Annotated in this window: 16 protein-coding genes, 1 tRNA gene and 1 other RNA gene; 11 read left to right on the top strand and 7 right to left on the bottom strand. The window is 65.1% G+C overall.

The genetic code is table 11. The features are described 5' to 3' along the window. Nucleotides 1-51 precede the first annotated feature (51 nt). Complete coding sequence (locus AUR_RS13480; RefSeq protein ID WP_062095071.1) at nt 52-3,513, bottom strand: bifunctional proline dehydrogenase/L-glutamate gamma-semialdehyde dehydrogenase; 3,462 nt, start codon at nt 3,511-3,513, stop codon at nt 52-54. Nucleotides 3,514-3,636: 123 nt separating this feature from the next. Between AUR_RS13480 and AUR_RS13475 the strand changes: the two genes are divergently transcribed. Further along, on the top strand, nt 3,637-4,536 hold the full coding sequence (locus AUR_RS13475) for a LysR family transcriptional regulator (RefSeq protein WP_021471652.1): 900 nt from the start codon (nt 3,637-3,639) through the stop codon (nt 4,534-4,536). Nucleotides 4,537-4,615: 79 nt separating this feature from the next. On the opposite strand, the gene AUR_RS13470 is transcribed toward AUR_RS13475, so the two are convergent. Next, nucleotides 4,616-4,700, bottom strand: a tRNA-Ser gene (locus AUR_RS13470). 358 nt (nt 4,701-5,058) lie between these two features. On the opposite strand from AUR_RS13470, the gene AUR_RS13465 reads away from it, so the two are divergent. The 4 genes from AUR_RS13465 (at nt 5,059) to recR (ending at nt 10,207) form a co-directional block, all read left to right on the top strand. Next, entirely contained in the window at nt 5,059-5,352 is a 294-nt protein-coding gene (locus AUR_RS13465; protein ID WP_241650924.1) for a YqfO family protein, read from the top strand. 510 nt (nt 5,353-5,862) lie between these two features. Further along, nucleotides 5,863-5,959: signal recognition particle sRNA small type (ffs, locus tag AUR_RS13460), an RNA gene on the top strand. A gap of 33 nt (nt 5,960-5,992) precedes the next feature. Beyond that, complete coding sequence (locus AUR_RS13455) at nt 5,993-9,535, top strand: DNA polymerase III subunit gamma and tau (RefSeq protein ID WP_082694483.1); 3,543 nt, start codon at nt 5,993-5,995, stop codon at nt 9,533-9,535. 72 nt (nt 9,536-9,607) lie between these two features. After that, on the top strand, nt 9,608-10,207 hold the full coding sequence (recR, locus tag AUR_RS13450) for a recombination mediator RecR (protein ID WP_021471655.1): 600 nt from the start codon (nt 9,608-9,610) through the stop codon (nt 10,205-10,207). A gap of 35 nt (nt 10,208-10,242) precedes the next feature. On the opposite strand, the gene AUR_RS13445 is transcribed toward recR, so the two are convergent. Next, nucleotides 10,243-11,304: a hypothetical protein gene (locus AUR_RS13445; RefSeq protein WP_062095067.1), complete on the bottom strand. Its 1,062-nt coding sequence runs from the start codon at nt 11,302-11,304 to the stop codon at nt 10,243-10,245. Between the two features lie 180 nt (nt 11,305-11,484). Between AUR_RS13445 and AUR_RS13440 the strand changes: the two genes are divergently transcribed. Next, nucleotides 11,485-12,831 carry an aspartate kinase gene (locus AUR_RS13440; protein ID WP_021471657.1) on the top strand — a complete coding sequence of 449 codons (1,347 nt, stop codon included), beginning with the start codon at nt 11,485-11,487 and terminating at the stop codon, nt 12,829-12,831. Nucleotides 12,832-12,924: 93 nt separating this feature from the next. On the opposite strand, the gene AUR_RS13435 is transcribed toward AUR_RS13440, so the two are convergent. Continuing rightward, on the bottom strand, nt 12,925-13,512 hold the full coding sequence (locus AUR_RS13435; protein ID WP_021471658.1) for a TetR/AcrR family transcriptional regulator: 588 nt from the start codon (nt 13,510-13,512) through the stop codon (nt 12,925-12,927). A 107-nt stretch (nt 13,513-13,619) separates the two neighbouring features. Here AUR_RS13435 and AUR_RS13430 point away from each other — a divergent pair, with 107 nt between their 5' ends. Both AUR_RS13430 and AUR_RS13425 read left to right on the top strand, forming a co-directional pair. Then, nucleotides 13,620-16,112, top strand: a complete 2,493-nt coding sequence (locus tag AUR_RS13430) for a beta-glucosidase (protein ID WP_062095065.1) — start codon at nt 13,620-13,622, stop codon at nt 16,110-16,112. 152 nt (nt 16,113-16,264) lie between these two features. Next, nucleotides 16,265-16,564 (top strand): DUF4193 domain-containing protein, encoded by a 300-nt coding sequence (locus tag AUR_RS13425; protein ID WP_018778105.1) that lies wholly within the window; start codon nt 16,265-16,267, stop codon nt 16,562-16,564. 102 nt (nt 16,565-16,666) lie between these two features. Here AUR_RS13425 and AUR_RS13420 read toward each other — a convergent pair whose 3' ends face one another. The 3 genes from AUR_RS13420 to AUR_RS13410 form a co-directional block, all read right to left on the bottom strand. Next, a complete protein-coding gene (locus AUR_RS13420) occupies nt 16,667-17,059 on the bottom strand; it encodes a LapA family protein (RefSeq protein ID WP_021471660.1) in 393 nt (130 codons plus the stop codon). Between the two features lie 164 nt (nt 17,060-17,223). Further along, a complete protein-coding gene (locus AUR_RS13415) occupies nt 17,224-17,454 on the bottom strand; it encodes a hypothetical protein (RefSeq protein WP_021471661.1) in 231 nt (76 codons plus the stop codon). 179 nt (nt 17,455-17,633) lie between these two features. Beyond that, the gene (locus AUR_RS13410; protein WP_021471662.1) at nt 17,634-17,858 is read right to left on the bottom strand and encodes a hypothetical protein; all 225 of its coding nucleotides are present in this window, start codon (nt 17,856-17,858) and stop codon (nt 17,634-17,636) included. A 138-nt stretch (nt 17,859-17,996) separates the two neighbouring features. On the opposite strand from AUR_RS13410, the gene AUR_RS13405 reads away from it, so the two are divergent. The 3 genes from AUR_RS13405 (at nt 17,997) to AUR_RS13395 (ending at nt 20,104) form a co-directional block, all read left to right on the top strand. Further along, entirely contained in the window at nt 17,997-18,473 is a 477-nt protein-coding gene (locus tag AUR_RS13405) for a MarR family winged helix-turn-helix transcriptional regulator (protein WP_062095063.1), read from the top strand. Between the two features lie 100 nt (nt 18,474-18,573). After that, entirely contained in the window at nt 18,574-19,182 is a 609-nt protein-coding gene (locus AUR_RS13400) for an SSI family serine proteinase inhibitor (protein WP_062095061.1), read from the top strand. After that, the gene (locus AUR_RS13395) at nt 19,169-20,104 is read left to right on the top strand and encodes a 3-methyladenine DNA glycosylase (protein ID WP_206616248.1); all 936 of its coding nucleotides are present in this window, start codon (nt 19,169-19,171) and stop codon (nt 20,102-20,104) included. The genes AUR_RS13400 and AUR_RS13395 overlap by 14 nt, the downstream gene beginning before the upstream one ends. Nucleotides 20,105-20,123 lie beyond the last annotated feature (19 nt).

Below are 20,123 nucleotides of genomic sequence, written 5' to 3'. Positions count from 1 at the left end.
CCCTTGCACAGGCACTTTGTACCGAAAGCCAACCCCTCGATGCGTGACCTGCTAGATCAGCCCGTCCGAGAGGTGGTTCGGGGTGCCGAAGCGGTGGGCTGTGATGGACACGGCCTGTTCGCGGAGGAACGGCAGCATCTCGATCCGCCCGGCCTGGGTCACCGCTCCGTGATACACAGCGATGTCCGGACGGCCACCGGTCGCCGCGCTCAGCGCGGTGAAGTCGCCACCGATCAGGCGGATGCGGCCGCCGTCGAACGTTGCTGCGCGGGCCAGCCACGCGGCGTCGTCCTCGACCCGGACGCTGACATTCAGGTTCGCAAATACGCTCACCACGGCGTCCGGAAGTACGACGGCGGAGCTCACCTTGAGTGCCGAACCGGCCACCGCGCCGGCCGCGACAAGCCGCAGCAGGTCGGCGATCCGCTCGCCTTCCGAGAGGCGGATAGTGACCGGGATGGGACGGTAGCGGAAGACATTCCGCTCCGCGGTCAGGGCGGAGACGTCCTTGCGGGTACCGAACTCGCTCGCCCAGGCGTCGGCGTCACTGAACAGCGACTGCTCCAGGACGCGGAGCTCCTCGCCGGTGACGTCCACGGACTTCGCTGCGGCGAGAATCTCCGCAGCGGCAGCCTGCAGGACGGTGCCGCGCTTGGCGTGTGCCTCTGCGGGCACCCAGTTGCCCAAGCCGATGAGGTAGTTCGGGCCACCGGCTTTGGTCCCGGCACCCACAGCGGACTTCTTCCACCCGCCGAAGGGCTGGCGCTGGACGATCGCGCCGGTGATGCCTCGGTTGACGTACAGGTTGCCGGCCTGGATGGTCTCCAGCCAGGTGCCGATTTCGGCGGAGTCCAGGGAGTGCAGCCCGGCGGTGAGGCCGTATTCGATCTCGTTCTGGATGGCGATGGCTTCTTCCAAGGTCTCGGCGGTCATGACGCCGAGCACCGGTCCAAAGAACTCCGTCAGGTGGAAGTAGGAGCCGCGCTTGACTCCGGAACGGATGCCCGGGGACCACAAGCGGCCCGTCCCGTCGAGGCGTTCGGGTTTGACGGCCCAGGTTTCCCCTTCGCCCAAGGTGGTCAGGGCGTTGAGGAGCTTGCCGTTGGCGGGCTCGATGATGGGACCCATCTGCGTGGTGGCGTTGTCCGGGTAGCCCACGGTGAGGGACCGCGCGGCGTCGATCAGTTGGTTGTGGAAGCGCTTGGACTTCGCAACGGAACCCACAAGGATCACGAGGGACGCCGCGGAGCACTTCTGGCCGGCATGGCCGAACGCCGAGTACACGACGTCCTTGGCGGCCAGGTCAAGGTCGGCGCTCGGGGTGACGATGATCGCGTTCTTACCGGACGTTTCCGCCAGCAGCGGAAGGTCCTGGCGGAAGGAACGGAAAAGTTCTGCGGTTTCGTAACCACCGGTCAAGATCACGCGGTTCACGCTCGGGTGCGACACCAACTGCGTGCCCAGCTCCCGCTCTTCGAGCTGCACGAGCGCCAGCAGCTCACGCGGCACGCCGGCTTCCCACAGCGCGTCCACCATCACGGAACCGGAGCGGCGGGCCTGCTTGGCCGGTTTGATCACGACGGCGGAACCTGAGGCGAGCGCTGCGAGCGTCGAGCCTGCGGGGATCGCCACCGGGAAGTTCCACGGGGGTGTCACTACGGTGAGGTTGGCCGGGACGAACGTGGCGCCGTCGACCGTTTCCAAATCCTTGGCGCGTTCGGCGTAATAGTGCGCGAAGTCGATCGCCTCGCTGACTTCGGGATCGCCTTGGTCCAGGGTCTTGCCGGTTTCGGAGGCCATCACCTCGAGCAGCTCGGCCCGGCGGGACTCGAGGATGTCCCCGGCACGGTGGAGGGTCGCGGCACGCTCGACTGCCGGGCGGGCTCCCCATGCCTTGCCTGCTTCGAGTGCCGCGGCGATGATGCGTTCGAGTTCGGCGGCGTCGGATACCTTGGTGGACTCGACGATTGCGTTACCCGCCGTGGAGCCGGGGATGCGCGCCAGGATGTCGCGGCCCCAAGCCCGGTTGGCCGGGAGGGCGGGGTCGGTGTCCGGGGTGTTGCGGAAGCCCTCGGTCGGGGCGGGTTCAGCCGGAAGGTGGCGGTCCTGCTTGCGGTTCGGCTCCGGCACATCCTCGCTCAGGTTCGCGAGGGAGTTCAGGAAACGCTGCTTTTCACGTTCGAAGAGCGGTTCATTGTCGCTGAGCTCGAACACGGCAGACATGAAGTTTTCCTGGCTGGCTCCCTCTTCGAGACGCCGGATCAGGTAGGCGATGGCAACATCGAACTCACCCGGGTGGACCACCGGGGTGTAGAGGAGCAGGCTGCCGACGTCCTTCCGGACAGCGGTCGCCTGGCCGGTCGCCATGCCGAGCAGCATCTCGAACTCGATGCCTTCAGTGACGCCCCGCTGCTTCGCCAGGAGCCAGGCGAAAGCGACGTCGAAGAGGTTGTGTCCCGCGACGCCGATGCGGACGGCGTCAATGTGCTCAGGGGTGAGGGCGTAGTTGATGACGCTCTTGTAGCTGGTGTCCGAATCCTGCTTGCTGCCCCATGTGGCCAGCGGCCAGTCGTGGAGTGATGCCTCCACCTGTTCCATGGGAAGGTTGGCACCCTTGACCACACGCACCTTGATGGGCGCACCACCCTTGGCGCGGCGTGCGGCGGCCCACTCCTGCAGTTCCTGCATGGCGCCGAGTGCGTCCGGGAGGTAGGCCTGCAGGACGATGCCCGCCTCGAGGTTCAGGAACTCGGGCATATCCAGGATCCGCTTGAACACGGCGATGGTCATGCTGAGGTCTTTGTATTCCTCCATGTCCAGGTTGATGAACTTGGGCTTGGGGAAGGACGCTGCCAGGCGGTAGAGCGGGGTGAGCTTCTCCACCACGTGGTCCACTGCCTCGTCGAAGGCCCACGGGGAGTGCGGGGCCACGGTGGAGGATTCCTTGATGGACACGTAGTCCACGTCCTCGCGGGCCAGGAGCTTCAACGTGCCGTCCAAACGACGCTGGGCCTCGTGCTCGCCCAGGACCGCTTCGCCCAGGAGGTTCACGTTAAGGTGGACGCCGTCCTGCTTGATTTTGGCGATGGCCGGACCGAGCTTGGCATCGGTGGCATCGACAATCAGGTGGCCCACCATTTCGCGGAGTACGCGGCGTGCGATGGGAATGACCACCTGGGGCATGATCGGGGCCATGATCCCGCCGACGCGGACGGCGCCGCGCATGTACCACGGGAGGAACGTGGGCACCTTGGGTGCCAGTTCGGCGAGTTTCCGGCCGGCGACCGACAGGTCCTCGGGGCGGATGACGCCGTCGACGAATCCGACCGTGAACTCCAGGCCGTTCGGGTCCTTCAGGACTCCGGCGAGCCGTTGCGCGGAAACGTCAACAGGAATTTTGGCGGCTTCAGTCAGCCAATGGCGAACCAGCGCAATGGCCTCGTGGGCCAGTGCGTCGAACTGCCCGGAATCCTGGGTGCGCGGGGAGGTCGCATCCGGGAGGGTGCTGGTCATGAGGGCTCCTTCTGGGGCGGAGAAGTTTGTTTGTTTCCATCAGTATGGATCTACAATCCCATTAGGAAAAGCGACCTTTTCTGACGAATATTCATTACTCATCCCGAAGTTTTGGAGGCTGCCGTGCTGGACGTCCGCAGGCTGCGATTGCTGCACGAACTCAAGATCCGCGGCACCCTCGCCGAGGTGGCTGACGCCATGCAATACAGCCCGTCTTCCGTCTCCCAGCAGCTCACCCTCCTGGAGAAGGAAGCCGGGGTGGAACTCCTCCGGAAAGCGGGGCGCCGCGTTCAACTCACGCCCCAGGCTGAGATCCTCGTAGCCCACACGTCCGCCCTCCTCGAGACGCTGGAACGCGCCGAGACGGAGCTCGCTGCGTCTCTTTCCACCGTGACCGGCACCGTGCGCCTGGCAGTGTTCCAGTCCGCTGCACTGGCGCTGCTCCCCGGATTCCTGACGATCATGCGGCAGGAGTACCCGGAAGTGCGCGTAGAGATGACCCAACGGGAGCCGGAAACCGCACTTTACGAGACGTGGGCCAGGGACTTCGACATCGTGGTGGCCGAGCAGTACCCCGGGCACGCAGCACCGCACCACCCCGGCCTCGACCGGGCGACCTTGACCAGCGACGCCATTCGCCTGGCTACTCCCCCGGTGGGGCTCGGCGGGGAACATGTTGCATCCATCGCGGACACGGCCTCCATGCCGTGGGTCATGGAACCCCGTGGAGCCGCATCACGGCACTGGGCCGAGCAAGCCTGCCGTTCAGCCGGATTCGAACCCGACGTACGTTATGAAACCGCCGACCTCCAGGCGCAGATCCGGCTCATCGAATCCGGCAACGCCGTAGCCCTGATGCCGGACCTCGTCTGGACGGGAATGGAACGGCCGGTCCAGCTGCTTGACCTGCCCGGTTCGCCCGCGCGGACCATCTTCACCTCCACGCGCACTGCCGGGCGCATCCACCCGGCCATCCTGGCGTGCCGTGAGGTGCTGGAGCGGGTGGCGGCTGCGCAAAGCTAGCGCCCTGTCTCGTGAGGGCTGCCCCGGGGCTTGGCTGGTGAACGCAAAAGGCCCCGGTCCAGTGGACCGGGGCCAAACGCGGAGAATGGGGGATTTGAACCCCCGAGGGCGTTAACCCAACACGCGTTCCAGGCGTGCGCCATAGGCCGCTAGGCGAATTCTCCTTGCTTCCGATTCGAAAGCAGATACTACTGTACCTGAGATTTTCGGCATCTCCCAATCGGGCGCCAGAACGGGTTCCAAGCCCGCGACGCCGCCCGTCGGCAGCAGCCTGAACGACAAGACTTTAACGAAAAAATGGACGCCCCCAACGCGCCCATTCCTACGGTACTTCCGTTGAGCCGCCGGGTCCGGCCCCTCTTGCCCAGGCCCCGCGGCTCACAATCGACGGAGATTGCCCCAATCGGTGTACATACTTATGGTCCGCTGCGACCTCTCCGGATGCAATGCTTGGGGCCGGTTCCGGGCCTTAGTTGCTGACAAAATGTCTTTACGACCGAACTGCATGCCTTGGTTGTCTACGTGCCCGAAGATCATGCGGACGCCGTCCTGAAGGCGATCGGCGACGCCGGGGCCGGTCGAATAGGCGACTATTCCCATTGCGCTTTCACCTCGCCCGGCACAGGCCGCTTCACTCCCCTTCCGGGAGCGCAACCGTTCATCGGCGACGTCGGGGAGCCCGAGCAGGTGCCGGAAGTCCGCGTTGAGTGCGTAGTCGCCGGAGAACTGCTCGACGGCGTGGTACTGGCTTTGCGTGAAGCCCATCCTTACGAGGAGCCGGCCTTCATGACGTGGCCTGTCAAAGGGTGGCGATGATCCACTCCGTCGCACTGGGCCGGCCGTTGACGCCGCACCCTCACCCGCAATCCGCACCCATAGGAACTGGAGCGCCACGCGGAAACGGGTGCGCCGCCAACTCACAACGGGTGCGCCAAGCGGAAACAGGTGCACCCAGACAGAGTGGCCGCACAGCCCCACCCCGGGCAGACACCGACGCCCGCCGCCGGGGCCGGCCGTTGACCCGCCGCCGACGCCGCACCCCTTCCCGCAATCCGCACCCATCAGAACAGGAGCGCCACGCGGAAACGGGTGCGCCGTCCACCCACAACGGGTGCGCCAAGCGGAAACAGGTGCGCAGAGCTCGGGTCGATAAGTGATTGAGGGACGGCCGGAAACGGACTGGACCTGATAGAGGGGCGGGCGGAAACGGGCGGCAGGTGATAGAGGGACGGCCGGGTTCGACGGCGCGGAGTACCCGCCGTCGAGCGGTTTCCACAGTCCCCTCCAGCCGATTCGAACCGTGCCCCAAGTTCGGGTAAGCTTGTCGACGGCCCCTCGTGTGGCGTCATCCTGTTGAACTCCCCCAGGACCGGAAGGTAGCAAGGGTAGATGGGCTCTGGCGGGTGCATGAGGGGTCTCTTATTTAAATGTCAGTCCCTATAGGTAGGTTTTCCCTGTGACTGTTACAACTGCCCTGTACCGAAGGTACCGCCCGGATTCGTTCGCGGACGTTATCGGACAGGAACACGTCACGGAGCCGCTGATGACGGCGCTGCGGAAGAACCGCGTGAACCATGCCTACCTCTTTTCCGGCCCGCGCGGCTGTGGCAAGACCACTTCCGCGCGCATCCTCGCGCGCTGCCTGAATTGCGCCGAGGGCCCCACGGACACTCCCTGCGGAAAGTGCCCCAGCTGCATCGAGCTTGCCCGCGGCGGTTCGGGTTCGCTGGATGTGATCGAGATCGATGCCGCCAGCCACGGCGGTGTGGACGATGCCCGGGATCTCCGTGAACGCGCCACGTTCGCCCCTGTTCGCGACCGCTACAAGATCTTCATCATTGACGAAGCCCACATGGTCACCTCTGCCGGCTTCAATGCGCTGCTTAAGATCGTCGAAGAGCCGCCGGAACACATCAAGTTCATCTTCGCCACCACGGAACCGGACAAGGTCATCGGCACCATCCGCTCCCGCACGCACCACTACCCCTTCCGTTTGGTGCCGCCGGAGCCGCTCATCAAGTACCTTGAGCTGCTGTGCCACCAGGAGAATGTGCCCGTGGCTCCGGGCGTGCTTTCTCTGGTGATCCGTGCCGGTGGCGGCTCAGTGCGCGACTCCCTTTCCGTGCTGGACCAGCTCATGGCTGGAGCCGGACCGAACGGCCTCGATTACGAGCTCGCCGTTGCCCTGCTTGGCTACACCCATGCCTCCCTTCTTGACGACGTCGTCGATGCCGTCGCCGCGGCGGACTCCGCCACGGTGTTCCGTGCCGTTGACCGCGTCATCCAGACGGGCCACGATCCGCGACGCTTCGTGGAGGACCTCCTGGAGCGGTTCCGGGACCTCATCATCGTCCAGGCCATGCCGGAAAGCGCCCAGTCCATCCTCCGCGGCATGCCGGAGGACCAGATCGCCCGCATGCGCAACCAAGCCACCAATCTGGGTGCGGCTGAACTGTCCCGGGCTGCCGACGTCACCAACACCGCCCTCACCGAAATGACCGGTGCCACGTCACCACGGCTGCACCTGGAACTTCTTTGCGCCCGCATTCTCCTTCCGAGCGCGGAGCAGACGGAGCGCGGGATCGCCGCGCGCATAGACCGCGTGGAACGTCGGCTCAACTACGCCGGCGACGCCGGGATCCCGGCTGCCGCTTCAGCCTCACCTCAGGCCGGGGCAGCACCAGTCGCCGGTTCGCAGGCTCAGCAGGCACCGGCAGCTCAACCCGTGGCTCCTGCCGCTCAGCAAACAGCCCCCGCTGTCCCTGCTGCTACGGCACCCATGACTCCCCAACAGCCGGCGGAACGTCCCGTTGAGCACCAAACCGCTACTGCCCCCGCGGCACCGACGGCACCCGTTGCACCTGCCACCGCTCCAGCGCAGGACCACCAGCGACGAGAGCCACAGCATCCGGCCTCCGAGGCCCGGACGTCCCTGACGGCACCACGGGTCTCCACCAACGACTGGCCTGTGGAGGACCGGTCCGTTTCCGGGCGCCCAACGGGTCCCGCTGAGGGACAGCAAGCTCCTGTGCAAACTCCGGCGACGCAGCAGAATCCGGCGGCGCCCACGGGACAGGCAGCACCGGCGGCACAAAGCCCGGCTGCGCAGCAGAACCAGCCGTACCCTTCACCAGCCTCACAACCTGCACCAGCCACGCGATCCGCTCCAGCCTCGCAGTCCGCACCTGCGCCGGAAGCTCGGCCCGCGGCCATTCCGTCAGCCCCAACCCCCTCCGGCGGAGACGTTGAAACGCTCCGGCGTGCTTGGCCGGACGTGCTGCAGACGTTGGCCAAGATCAAGCGCAGCACCTGGGCCTTGGTGGAACCCAACGCCCAAGTGGCCCAGTACGACGCCCAAGTCCTTACCCTGGCCTTCACAACCAGTGGCCTTGCCGGGGCGTTCGGACGCGCCGATCATGCGGAGAACCTGCGCCAGGCCATCCACAAGACCATCGGCATCGATTGCCAGATTGTCGCAGTGGCAGGCGCCAACAGCTCAGCGAGCTCTGAACCAAACCCAAAAGCACGTACTAGCCGGGACACCCCGGCAACGAACGCGCAAGAACCGGTTTCCGGCGCCCAAGGAGCCGGAAACACGGTTTCAGACGGAGCTGCACACCTGGCCAGCGGATCGGATACAGCTCCGCTAGCTCCAGCACCAGTCGCGGCAGCTCCAACGCCGGTCGCGGCTACTCCGGCACCAGTAGCGGCTACTCCAGCACCAGCTCCGGCAGCTGCCACCGCCGTGGATGCAGCGTGGGGCATTGCTCCGGCGTCACGCCCTGAACAAGAGTCTTCCGCCGGGAAAGATCCTGCGCAGGACGCGCCCCGCAAAGCTCCTGCGCAGGAAACCCCTGCCCCGGAGCCAGCAGCGCCGGAACCCGTTTCAACGGATCACACTGCCAGCACCTCAGAGTCCTCGGCCCGCAGTACGGAGAACGCGGAAGCTCCGAGCTGGCCGGCCGCTTCCCCGGTGGACCGGGAATCGGTCTGGTTGACGGGTCCGAAGACGCCGGAAGAACCACCTGCTGGACCGCAGGCAACTCCCCAGGCCGGACCCCGGGCATCCGTGCCTGACACGGCCGGCGACTACTCGTACCCTGATGACGATTGGGGTCCGCCGCTCGACGAGGACGCCCCGCCGCTGGAGGAAGAACCGCCGGCTGACTGGGAGCCGACCCCCCGGTACGAGGCCCCGGCCGCCCCTGCGCAGGCCCAGGCCGACGCACGGCCCCGGACACCGTCGCGCCCACAGGCAAGCCCACAGCCCACGCAGGCCACGAAACCCCCGAATGCCACCGAGACCCCCTCGCGGCCGGATCCCGCCCAGGATCCGTGGTCACGTGCGGTGGAACATGCGCCGGGAACGTGGGTTGTTGGCACGGAATCCAACGTTGGCGGTAAAGCCAAAGCCAACGGCAACAGCAGCGACCACCAAGCGGCCCAGCCCTCGCAGAACGAGTCGGCCCCGCAGTACGAGCCAGCTGCAGCCCAAATACCGGCAACAGCCCAGGCTCCCACGGCCGGGACTCCTGACATCGGCAGCGAAACCGCCGAGCCGTCCACCTACGGCCAGCCAACCAGCGCCGGGAACAACGGTTCCTCAGGCTGGGACGTCGCACCGCCGTCGGAATGGCCCGGAACCGGCGCGACGCAAACCCAGCAGAAGGCACCGGCGTGGCCCTTGTCGTCCCTGGAGCCGCAGGAGGCCCACGGTTCCGTCGCCACGCTCGAAGGGGACGCGCCGTCGGGCGGTCCGGCGGTCAAGCAGAGCCTCTACCAGCGGTTGACCAACAGCCCTGAGGCCCAGCGGGGCCGCGTCCAGGCGCCTGCCCATCCCCAGGCCCAGCCGACCAGCGTAGCGGAGGACATCCCCAGCCCCGAGGACGAGACCATCGAGGAATCGAGGGTGTTCGGACGCGCCGCGGTGGAGCGTATTCTGGGCGGAAAGCTGATTGAAGAGCGGTCGTTGGACGGTTCTCCCCTCCACATGCGCTGACCACCATCTGCGCCTGGCACGCAGCCCTAACCCTGGGCGCAGCGGCATTGCAACGAAACGAACGAGGACATTGTGTACGAAGGTGCAGTTCAAGAGCTGATTGACGAGCTCGGCCGGCTCCCCGGTGTTGGGCCCAAATCGGCGCAGCGCCTGGCGTTCCATATCCTCGAGGCTGATCCCGAGGATATGAAGCGCCTGGTTGCAGCCATCACCACCGTCAAGGAACGCGTGAAGTTCTGCTCAGTGTGCTTCAACGTCACTGAGCAGGAAACCTGCAACATTTGCCGCGACCCCCGCCGGGACCCCTCGGTCATTTGCGTGGTGGAGGAATCGAAGGACGTCCTGGCCGTTGAACGTACGCGTACCTTCCGTGGGCGCTACCACGTACTGGGCGGCGCCATTAACCCCATCGCGGGCGTCGGCCCGGAACAGCTGCGGATCCGCGAGCTCCTTACGCGGCTCAACGACGGCGCCATCCAGGAAATCATCATCGCCACCGATCCGAACCTCGAAGGTGAGGCGACGGCCACCTATTTGGCACGGATGCTGAAGACGATCGGCATCACGGTCACGCGCCTCGCTTCCGGCCTGCCGGTGGGCGGAGACCTCGAGTACGCCGACGAAGTGACGCTCGGCCGTGCCTTCGAGGGCCGTCGCAACGCCCTCGCCTGATCGCGGGACCCTGACCAACGCAAGCGCCGAATAGCTCAGGCCTTCCGGCGCAACCGCATCCGCCCGGGAAGCACCACCAACGCGGCCACGGCGCCCTGCAGCGCCAGGCCGGTGACCGCTACCGGCACCGTTGGCGGCAGGCTGTCACTCGATTCGCCTCCGAGGCAGGGAACGTCCCGCTGCGGACCATCGGCGGCCCATTGCAACCCGGCCAGTATCCACGCGAAATCGCTGTTCCTGGGAACAAACTCCCCCGCCGTGCTCCCGAAGACCATCACCGGGTTGCTCGCCGCGATCCACGCCACCCGATCGGTGTGCGCAACCTCAACCGGGCGCGTTTGGCCGACGCATTCATAAGCGGTCATGCGCCCGGATTTGTCGCGCTCCACGTTGACCGGAACCGAGGCTTGCGCGGTGGTGGACGTGCCCGGAAGCAGCGCGAGGGTTGCCACCACGTTTCCGAACAACAGGAAAGCCAGAAGCACGGCCACAAGCACGCCTCCGGGCAAGGCCCTCCGGAAACAGGCGCGGCTGCCGGCACCGATCAGCCCGAACAGTGCCACCTCTACAGTGACCACGACGACGGCGGCAATCGCCAGGGCGATCGGCCCTCCCGTTTCTGCGCCAACCGCAGCCAGGACAACGCCGGACAAAAGCGCCAGGACCAGGCCATGCAGCAATCCTGAGAACAGGGCGGCAAGAACGCCGGACGCGGGACGCCTGAATCCTCGGACGGCCCCGTGAGCTGCAGCGACAAGGACCAGCCAAGCCCCCAGCAGCAGGTAGACGGCGTCCCACAGGCCTGTTTCGAACCATCCGTTGGCTGCGCCGAATCCCACCAACGCCGCGGTCAAGGCGCCGGCGGCCGCTATCCCCAGAACGCATGCAGTCCAGTACCGCCACGAGCCAAGGGACGCGACCACATCCGACCAGGCAGCGCGGGCCGCCGCACCCACCGGACTGCGCGGAGGGGCCGGCGACTCATCATCGTGGGCCGACGCCGGTCCCGCCTCGGTCCCGGCACGGTGCGGACGACGGTCGTCAATGACTCCCCCACCGATCACCTCATAGTCGGAATCTCCGCCCTGGAACGTCATAAATGGATAGTACGCCGGGCGATCATAGGCCGAAATGCCTCATGATGCCGCCATGTGGTCACAATTCCTGCGTGGGGAGCACCCGGCGATAAACTTGGCAAATAAGCTACGCCGGCGTGCTCCAATGAGGATATTGGTACGCCGGATTCGAACCCTATTAATTGCAGTGAGGGTGCGCGCATGACTATGCCCACTACCGAAGTGAAAATCGAAGAGCTCGCAGGCGGAGCTGCCATTACCAAGCAGCTGATCGTCCAGAAGTTCGGCGGTTCCTCGGTTGCCGATGCCGACGGCATCAAACGGGTTGCCCAGCGGGTGGTGGATGCGCAGAAGGCCGGCAACGAGGTAGTCGTTGTCGTCTCCGCAATGGGTGACACCACAGATGAGCTCCTCGACCTCGCAGCCCAGGTCACCGACTCCGCCCCCGCCCGCGAGATGGACATGCTGTTGTCCGCCGGCGAGCGTATTTCGATGGCTCTGCTGGCAATGGCGATCAACAAGTTTGGTGCTTCCGCCCAGTCGTTTACCGGCTCGCAGGCCGGCATGATTACCGACGGTATCCACGGCAAGGCGCGAATTATCGACGTCGACCCGCACCGGATCCGCACGGCGCTGGACAAGGGCCACATCGCAATCGTCGCCGGCTTCCAGGGCATGACCCGCGTCACCAATGAGATCACCACGCTGGGCCGCGGCGGTTCGGACACCACGGCTGTTGCACTGGCCGCAGCGCTGGAAGCGGACGTTTGCGAGATCTACACGGACGTTGACGGCATCTACACTGCCGATCCCCGCGTGGTCTCCTCCGCCCAGAAGATTGACCGCATCTCCAGCGAGGAGATGCTGGAGCTCGCTGCGTCCGGCGCCAAGATCCTGCACCTGCGCTGCGTGGAGTATGCCCGCCGGTTCGGCGTTCCGCTGCACGTGCGGTCTTCATTCAGTAACCATGAAGGCACATGGGTCATCCCGGGTGCCGATGAAAAGTTCACGATTCAAGAGGGAGTTGCCTTGGAGCAGCCAATCATCTCCGGCGTTGCACACGACCGGTCCGAAGCCAAGGTCACCGTTGTTGGCGTTCCGGACATCCCCGGCAAGGCCGCTGCGATCTTCCAGGTGATCGCCGACGCCCACTCGAACATCGACATGATCGTCCAGAACGTTTCCACCCACGGGACGGGCCGCACGGACATCTCCTTCACGCTGCCCATCGTTGAAGGCGCCGACGCCCTGGCCGCCCTTCGCGCCGCTGAGGGCCAGATCGGCTTCGAGAGCATTGAGTACAACGAGAACGTCGGCAAACTGTCCCTCATCGGCGCCGGCATGCGTTCGCACCCGGGCGTTTCGGCTACGTTCTTCAAGGCACTCTCTGACGCCGGCATCAACATCGACATGATCTCCACCTCGGAGATCCGCATCTCGGTGGTTACCAGCGCAGACAAGCTCGATGACGCCGTCCGCGCCATCCACGCCGCATTCGAGCTCGACGGCGACGCCGAGGCTACCGTCTACGGCGGCACCGGCCGCTAGGAACATCCCTGGGCCCCAAGCCCTGACAGGTCCGAAGAGATAACGCCGTCCTGAGGCTTCAGGGCTGCGTTATCCGTTAACTGCTTCGGCAGGTCATCCGGCCGGGGGCAAGAGGACATCGATGAGGGTCCGGAGTCCCTCGGCCATGTCCACGTCCTTGTCGTAGAGCCACTGCAGCTGGAGTCCATCGAAGGCCGCCACCACCAGGCGGGAGAGCTGCACAGGATCCACGTCGGACCGAACCTCCCCCAGGTGCTGGCGCTGGGAAATATCAGCGCTGATATCCCCCACCAGGGCTTCGTACCGTTGGCGGAAGTATTCGTGGGAGTCATGCCCGGGGTGGCTGGCGGTCGCCGACGCCACCGCGTACAGGGTGGTCAGCCCGGGCTCCTGGCGGTTCCGCTCGGCGATCGGGGCCATCAGGTCAAGTCCCGCTTTTTCGGAATTCCCGACGGCGGCTGCCCGGCGGTCACGCTCGGCGAGGACCGCCGTGAGGAGCTCCTGCTTGCCCTTGAAGTAGTGGAACAGCGTTGCCTCCCGGACTCCTACGAGTTCGGCGACCCGCTTGAGCGCGGTCCCTTCAAATCCTTCGGTGGCGAAGACGTCTGTGGCTGTCTGGATGATCTGTTCCCGGCGCTCGGCGCCCTTGGCGTACTGTCCGCGTGCCCTCGAAGTAGACATTGGTTCAGTGTATATTTGCGGGCTCCCCGCTAAAAACCTAGTCACACTAGATTTCTAGCGTTACCCTTGGTGAAAGTCCTGAAAAGGCCATGCACAAAGGAGTCACCATGAATCAACCCCGCCTGATGGAAGCCCTCACCGTCGGCACCGACGATGCCGAAGCGAGGATCCGCGAGCTTGCTTCCGGACTCAGCCTCGAACAGCAGGTCCAACTGCTCACCGGCGCGGACATCTGGTCCACCCATTCCCTTCCCGACATCGGCCTGGGCCGGATCGTCCTGTCCGATGGTCCGGCAGGCGTCCGGGGTGAGGACTTCGACGAACGCCACGACTCCGTTTCCCTGCCCTCGCCGACAGCATTGGCCGCAACCTGGAGCGTTGACATGGCACGCCGGTACGGCCAGATCCTTGGCCAGGAAGCCCGGCGCAAGGGCGTCCATGCGGTGCTCGGCCCCACCATCAACCTCCACCGTTCACCCTTGGGCGGCCGCCACTTCGAGTGCATGAGCGAGGATCCCCGCCTCACTGCCACCATTGCGGCCGGGTACGTTGAGGGCGTCCAGTCCATGGGCGTGGGTGCGACACCCAAGCACTACCTCGCCAACGAGGCGGAAACTGACCGCTTCACCGCCGACTCGGTGGTTGAAGAGCAACCCCTGCGCGAGCTCTACCTCGCAGCGTTCGAGGACGCCATCCGGGAAGCCCGCGCCTGGCTGGTCATGAGTTCCTATAACTCGATCAACGGCACCACGGCCAGCGAAAACGACCTCCTGGAAACACCGCTCTCCACGGAGTGGGGCTTCGACGGAGTAGTGGTCTCCGACTGGACCGGAGTGCGCTCCATTGACGCCGCAAACGCGCACCAGGACCTGGAAATGCCGGGCCCTGCGGGCCACTGGGGACCCAAACTCATAGCTGCGGTCAATGATGGCCGCGTCAGCCGCGAAGCCATCCTGGAGAAGGTCACCCGCATCCTCCGGCTTGCGGCCCGCGTCGGCGTACTGGAAGGCTTCAAACCGGCAATTACCCGGCTACCGGCCGAACTGGACGGGGCCGCCGTCGCACGCGACATTGCCGTACGCGGAGCGGTACTTGTCCGCAACCGCGATGGACTGCTTCCCCTGGACGTCGGAAGCATCCGCAGCGTCGCCGTCATCGGCCACAACGCCGAGGAGGCGCGCACGCAAGGTGGCGGCAGCGCTACGGTCATGCCCAAGCACACGGTCTCGCCACTGGAGGGGTTGCAGACGGCACTGCCCGACGACGTCAAGGTCACCTATGCGCGCGGGGCCAAGGTAGCCGAGGGCATCCAGGCCTTTTCCCGGACGGACCTGCACAATCCTGTGTCCGGAGTTGCCGGCATACGGGTGACCTTCCATGCTGCGGACGGTTCGGAAATCTCAGGTGAGGACCGGCTTGCGTCGCACCTTATCTGGTTCGGCGTCGGGATCCCGGAGGGCACAGCGAGCATCCGGATGGTCACCGACTGGACGGCACGGACGGCTGGAACCCATCACATCGGGGTGGGCACCGTGGGCAGAATCCGCCTGGCCGTGGACGGTAAAGACGTCTTCAGTGGCGAACTGGAGGATCAGACCAACGTCCTCGGCGCGGCCCTCTTCGACCCGCCCGCCACGATCCATGCCATCGAAACGGCCGCCGGCCAAATGGTTCGGATCGAAGCGGAGTACCGGCTGCCCGAGGAACAGTTCATTCCACTCACGGCCATCCTGCTTGGCGAGGAAACGGTGGTGGACAACCCGCATGCAGACATCGCCGCTGCAGTGGAAGCAGCCCGCGCCTCCGACGTCGCCGTTGTGGTGGTTGGTACCAACGCAGCCATTGAGTCCGAGGGCTTCGATCGCACCGACCTGGATCTCCCCGGATTCCAGGACGAGCTGGTGTCCGCCGTGGCCGCAGCCAATCCCCGCACCGTGGTGGTGGTCAACTCAGGATCACCCGTTCTGATGCCGTGGTTGGACAAGGTCAGTGCAGTGCTGCTCGGCTGGTTCGGCGGCCAGGAGTTCGGCCACGCAATCGCGGACATCCTTGTGGGCAAGGAGGAGCCCGGAGGACGCCTGCCCACCACGTGGCCGGCCGCGCTGGAGGACGTTCCGGTGCTCAGTACAACGCCGGTGGAGGGCAAGGTGGTGTACTCCGAGGGAATCCACGTCGGGTACCGCGCCTGGCTCAAACAGGAAGCTGCTGGTGGCGCAGCACCGGCCCTGCCGTTCGGGTTCGGCCTCGGATATACCAGCATCGAGTTCGGCACGGCACATGCGCCACAGTGCGTGCCTGCGGGTAAGGACGTGGTGGTCCACGTGCCGGTCCGCAACACCGGAAACCGCACGGGCCGAGAGGTGGTCCAGGTGTACCTTTCCCGCCCGGAGACAGCGGTGGAACGGCCCGTCCGTTGGCTGGCCGGCTACGCGGGAACGCACTTGGCGCCGTCCGGGACTGAAAGCGTCGAGGTGCGGATTCCGGCCAGGGCCTTCGCCCATTACGACGGCGGCTGGCAGTTCGAGCCGGGCACGTTTACCCTGTTGGTGGGTCGCCATGCCGCAGACGACTTCCAGGAGCTGGATGTTGAGCTGCGCTGAGACAGGTGAACACCCCTAACGTGTCCTTTGCATGACATTAGTTACCGTGGTTTTCCCCACATGTGGCCTCTTTACGGTATGGTATGGAATTTTCATGGCATGCTGTACGTTGCATAGCCGTAACTCCCCTATCTGAAGAGGCAAATAAACAAGTGGCAGCCGATTACGACGAACTCCGCACAGACGTCAAAGAAAACCAGGAGCAGTCCCTCCAGGCACTCCAGTCCGCCAGCGCCCCTACGGCCAAGAGCGTGGTGCTGGAACTCGACGAGACCGATGGCCTCGACGCCAACGGCCCCGGCGGCGAAATCGTCGCCGAAGAACTGGTCATCCAGGTCATCCCGCAGGCAAATGACGAGTTCACCTGCAACTCGTGCTTCCTGGTCCGCCACCGCTCGCAGATCGCCCGCGAGAAAGATGGCGTGGCCTACTGCACTGACTGCGAGGGCTAGGACCTCCACAACCCGGGCGGTCTGATCGTCGTCAGGGAGTGCCGCCGTCGGGTTAAATGCGGAAGGACCAGTTCACTCTGTGAACTGGTCCTTCCGCAATTACTAAGCGTTTTCGACTCCCGCACCGGTACCGTGCCCAGCGAGGCTGCGTTGCCGGCGATGATTGATGATCCGCAATTGCAGGATGCGGGCACCTCCGGCCAACGCAACCAGCACGCCCCCTCCGACGGCCGCGATAAAGAGCGTCGTACCCAGGGCAAGCGATCCTTCCAATCCGAAGAACCTCACCGTCACCATGTCCTGGTTCTGCACGAAGAAGACGATCAGCAGCACCAGCACCACCAGGCCAACCGCCACCGCAACCCAGACGGCTGCCGTACGCGTCGGGCGGGAAGATCCAGGCACCGGGCCCTGCGACCGGACGGCGGGTCCGGTGTTTGCCGGGATACTTCCTGCGTTTGCAGGGATCCTTCCGGCATCATCTTGGAAACTCATTCACGGCCCCTCTCCCCAAACAGGACTGACCCTGTTTCCACTCATCCCGTAACAACATAATAAGCATGCTGATCACCCGCGTGGAAGCATCAATGATGGAAGCGCTGGAGCCCGCGGACGCCAAAGCGAAGGACCGGAGCTGAACCCCGGTCCCAGCGTCAGCCCTAAAGGCTGTAATCGGTGGTTGTTGGACCTGGATCGTTGTTCCGGACAGCGTAGTGATGCCCTTCGGAGTCAGTCTCCACGTCAAAATGCTTAAGGTCCTCTTCCGAGGCGAGCTCAAAGTCATCGTGCTTGTGCACCACAGGAGCATCCGAATAGCCATGAGTGGCCGGTCCAAAAACGGACTGCAGCCGTTCGGTTACGTGCTGGAAGCCTTCCAATTTGCGTCCCATTTTCTTCCACCCCCTTTCCGCAGGAGAAAGAAAAACGGCAGGGCCGGTGCGCGCCGTTCCAGTGAGGCAATTTTACGCCCGGAGAGCCACAATGGTCAGTCCGCGAGTTGGCATTTAATCGCAATGTTCCCCGCCCGGACTGCCATCAAATGCCATCTCGCGGGGAGGGCACCGAAGGTTTAGCGCAGAGACTTGTCGTCCGGGTTGCGGGGAACCACGTACGTGCTGCCATCGGGTCGGCGCACGGTTTCCCACTGCTGTGTTTCCGCTTGGCGCTGCGCCAGAAGGCGACGATTGGCCTCGGTCATCTCGTGATCGAGGGAGCTGCTGTGGGCCGGGCCGAAGATAACCCGCAGCCTGCCAGTTGCACGCATGAACTTCTGGGCGAATGATTCCTTGGCCACCGGCGATCGACTCCTTGTTTCAACGGATCAATACCTCCATAGTAGGCTAATAATTAGTGCACTAACTAATTGGCTGCAGGGTTACCGGCAACGCACGTCCGCCGGCTCGAGCCGCGCCCACAGCCCGGGAAGGAAGCCATGACCACAGCCAGTGGAACCGACATCAACGATCAAGCCGACGATCTCCTTCTTGAACGCCAGCTCTGCTTCGCCCTGACCGTGGCATCCCGCAGCGTGGTGGGGATTTACAAGCCCGTCTTGGAGCGGCTCGGGCTCACGCATCCGCAATACCTGGTGATGCTGGCCCTCTGGGAGCGGAGTCCCCGCACCCTCAAGGACCTCAGCGATGCCCTCCTCCACGAGCCCGCCACCCTTTCACCGCTCCTCCGCCGCTTGGAGGAAGCGGACCTTGTGACGCGGGAACGCGTCCAAGGCAACGAGCGCGCCCTCGCCATCACCCTCACCGCGAAGGGCGCTGCCCTCCGTGAGCAGGCAACTGCGGTTCCCGGGCAGATCCGCGAACGCCTGCAGCTAAGCCGTGTGGAAGTGGCAGAGCTGCACCAGGCCATGACAGGCCTGATCGCGGCAACACAACGCGGGGTCAGGGTCGGATAAGTCGGGTAAGCCGGAGAACAGCAGCACACCCCCGGCAGGTACAACACCTGGCGTCCAAAACCGAGAGACCGCGTAAAATGGCAGCAACCAAGGAGATCCAATGCGCATGCGATTCGTTCGGTCCGCCCTCGCAGTACTGACTGTTGCCGGACTGGCCGCCTGCACCGGCGGCCCTGCGCCGGACGCCACTTCAAGCAGCAGCGCCACCTCAGGCAGCACCCCGACGTCCGGTTCCACAAGCAGCACCAGCCCGTCGCCGTCGTCGTCTACTACAGGGGCGACGCCTACGCAGGTTCCCACTACCCTTGGCCCCGGCGATACTTCGCCCAACCCGAGCCTTCCCGCCACCACGCCCACTCCGGGCCAAGGCAATGCGGAGCTGTCCATTACCTTCCTGGCATCTCCTGACGCCGCGCCGAAGAACTACACCTTGGTGTGTCAGGGAGGGGTCCCTGCTGCAGAGAGCAATCATCCCACCGCGGCCGCGGCCTGCGAGGTCCTGAAGAACTACCCTGCGCTCCTCAACCCCGCGCCGGTAAAGACCGATCAGGCCTGCACCATGCAGTTCGGCGGCCCGGAGACAGCCACCGTGACGGGCGCCGTTGACGGCACCGAGGTGGACGCGAAATTCAACAGGTCCGACGGCTGCCAGATTGCCCTGTGGGACGCCGCCGGCAGCATCCTGGGTGCCAGTGGTGGTGCAGCCTAGGCTTCAGCACCTCCCCCAGGAGCAGTGGCTTGGGCTGGAGGCTGCCCATCGCGCGCGCGTCGCCCGCTACGCCGATCCCTACCTCGCCCGCCGTTCCGCCGGGCAGAAGCACCCTGTGGAGGACTTTCTCTTCACGTATTACACGCAGAAGCCCGGGCAACTGCTGCGCTGGCACCCCGGGGACGGCGTGGTGCTCAGCGGGGAGCGCGCCCTGGAGCGGGCGGACTGGAAGTTCTATCACAGGCTCGACGACGGCCAGCTCGCCGCCGTCGGACTGGCGCCCGGGACGCCTGCGGTAGCTTTCCACCGCGAGCCGTTCCTGAACCAGCGTGCGGAAGCTGTTCGCTTCGCCGGGATCATCCTCAAGGGCACTGCAATGCGGCCGGCCCAATTCGGCTGCTTTGGGCTGCACGAGTGGGCCATGGTGTACAGGCAGGAAAAGTTCGAACTACGCCATGAGTACCTGCAGCTCAGGCTCGGCGGGGAGGGGACGGATGACGTGGTGGAAAAGAACCGCATCCGCTGCTCCCACTTTGATGCCTTCCGCTTTTACACGCCGGACGCTGTCCCCCTCAACGAGCTCGCTCCTACGCGGGAGAACCAGCGGACCATAGAGCAGCCCGGCTGCCTCCACGCCAATATGGACCTCTACAAGTGGGCCTACAAGCTGGCCCCCGCGCTGCCCAGCGAGCTGGTGATGGATTGCTTCGAATTGTCCTGGCGGATCCGGGCCATGGACATGCAGGCCTCACCCTACGACCTTGAAGAATGGGGCTACCCGCCCATCAGGATCGAGACACCGGAGGGCAAAGCCGAGTACGTTGAGTACCAGCGGGCTTTCGCAGCCGAGTCGCAGAAGTTGAGGGCCCGCGTGCTTGAGTCGGTGGGTCCGTTACTGGAGGCCCTGCCGGTCAACGCTTGAAGCACCCGCCGCACCAGCG

The organism is Paenarthrobacter ureafaciens (assembly GCF_004028095.1).
In the GTDB taxonomy this organism is placed as follows: domain Bacteria; phylum Actinomycetota; class Actinomycetes; order Actinomycetales; family Micrococcaceae; genus Arthrobacter; species Arthrobacter ureafaciens.
This window is presented reverse-complemented; position numbering and strand designations above follow the sequence as displayed.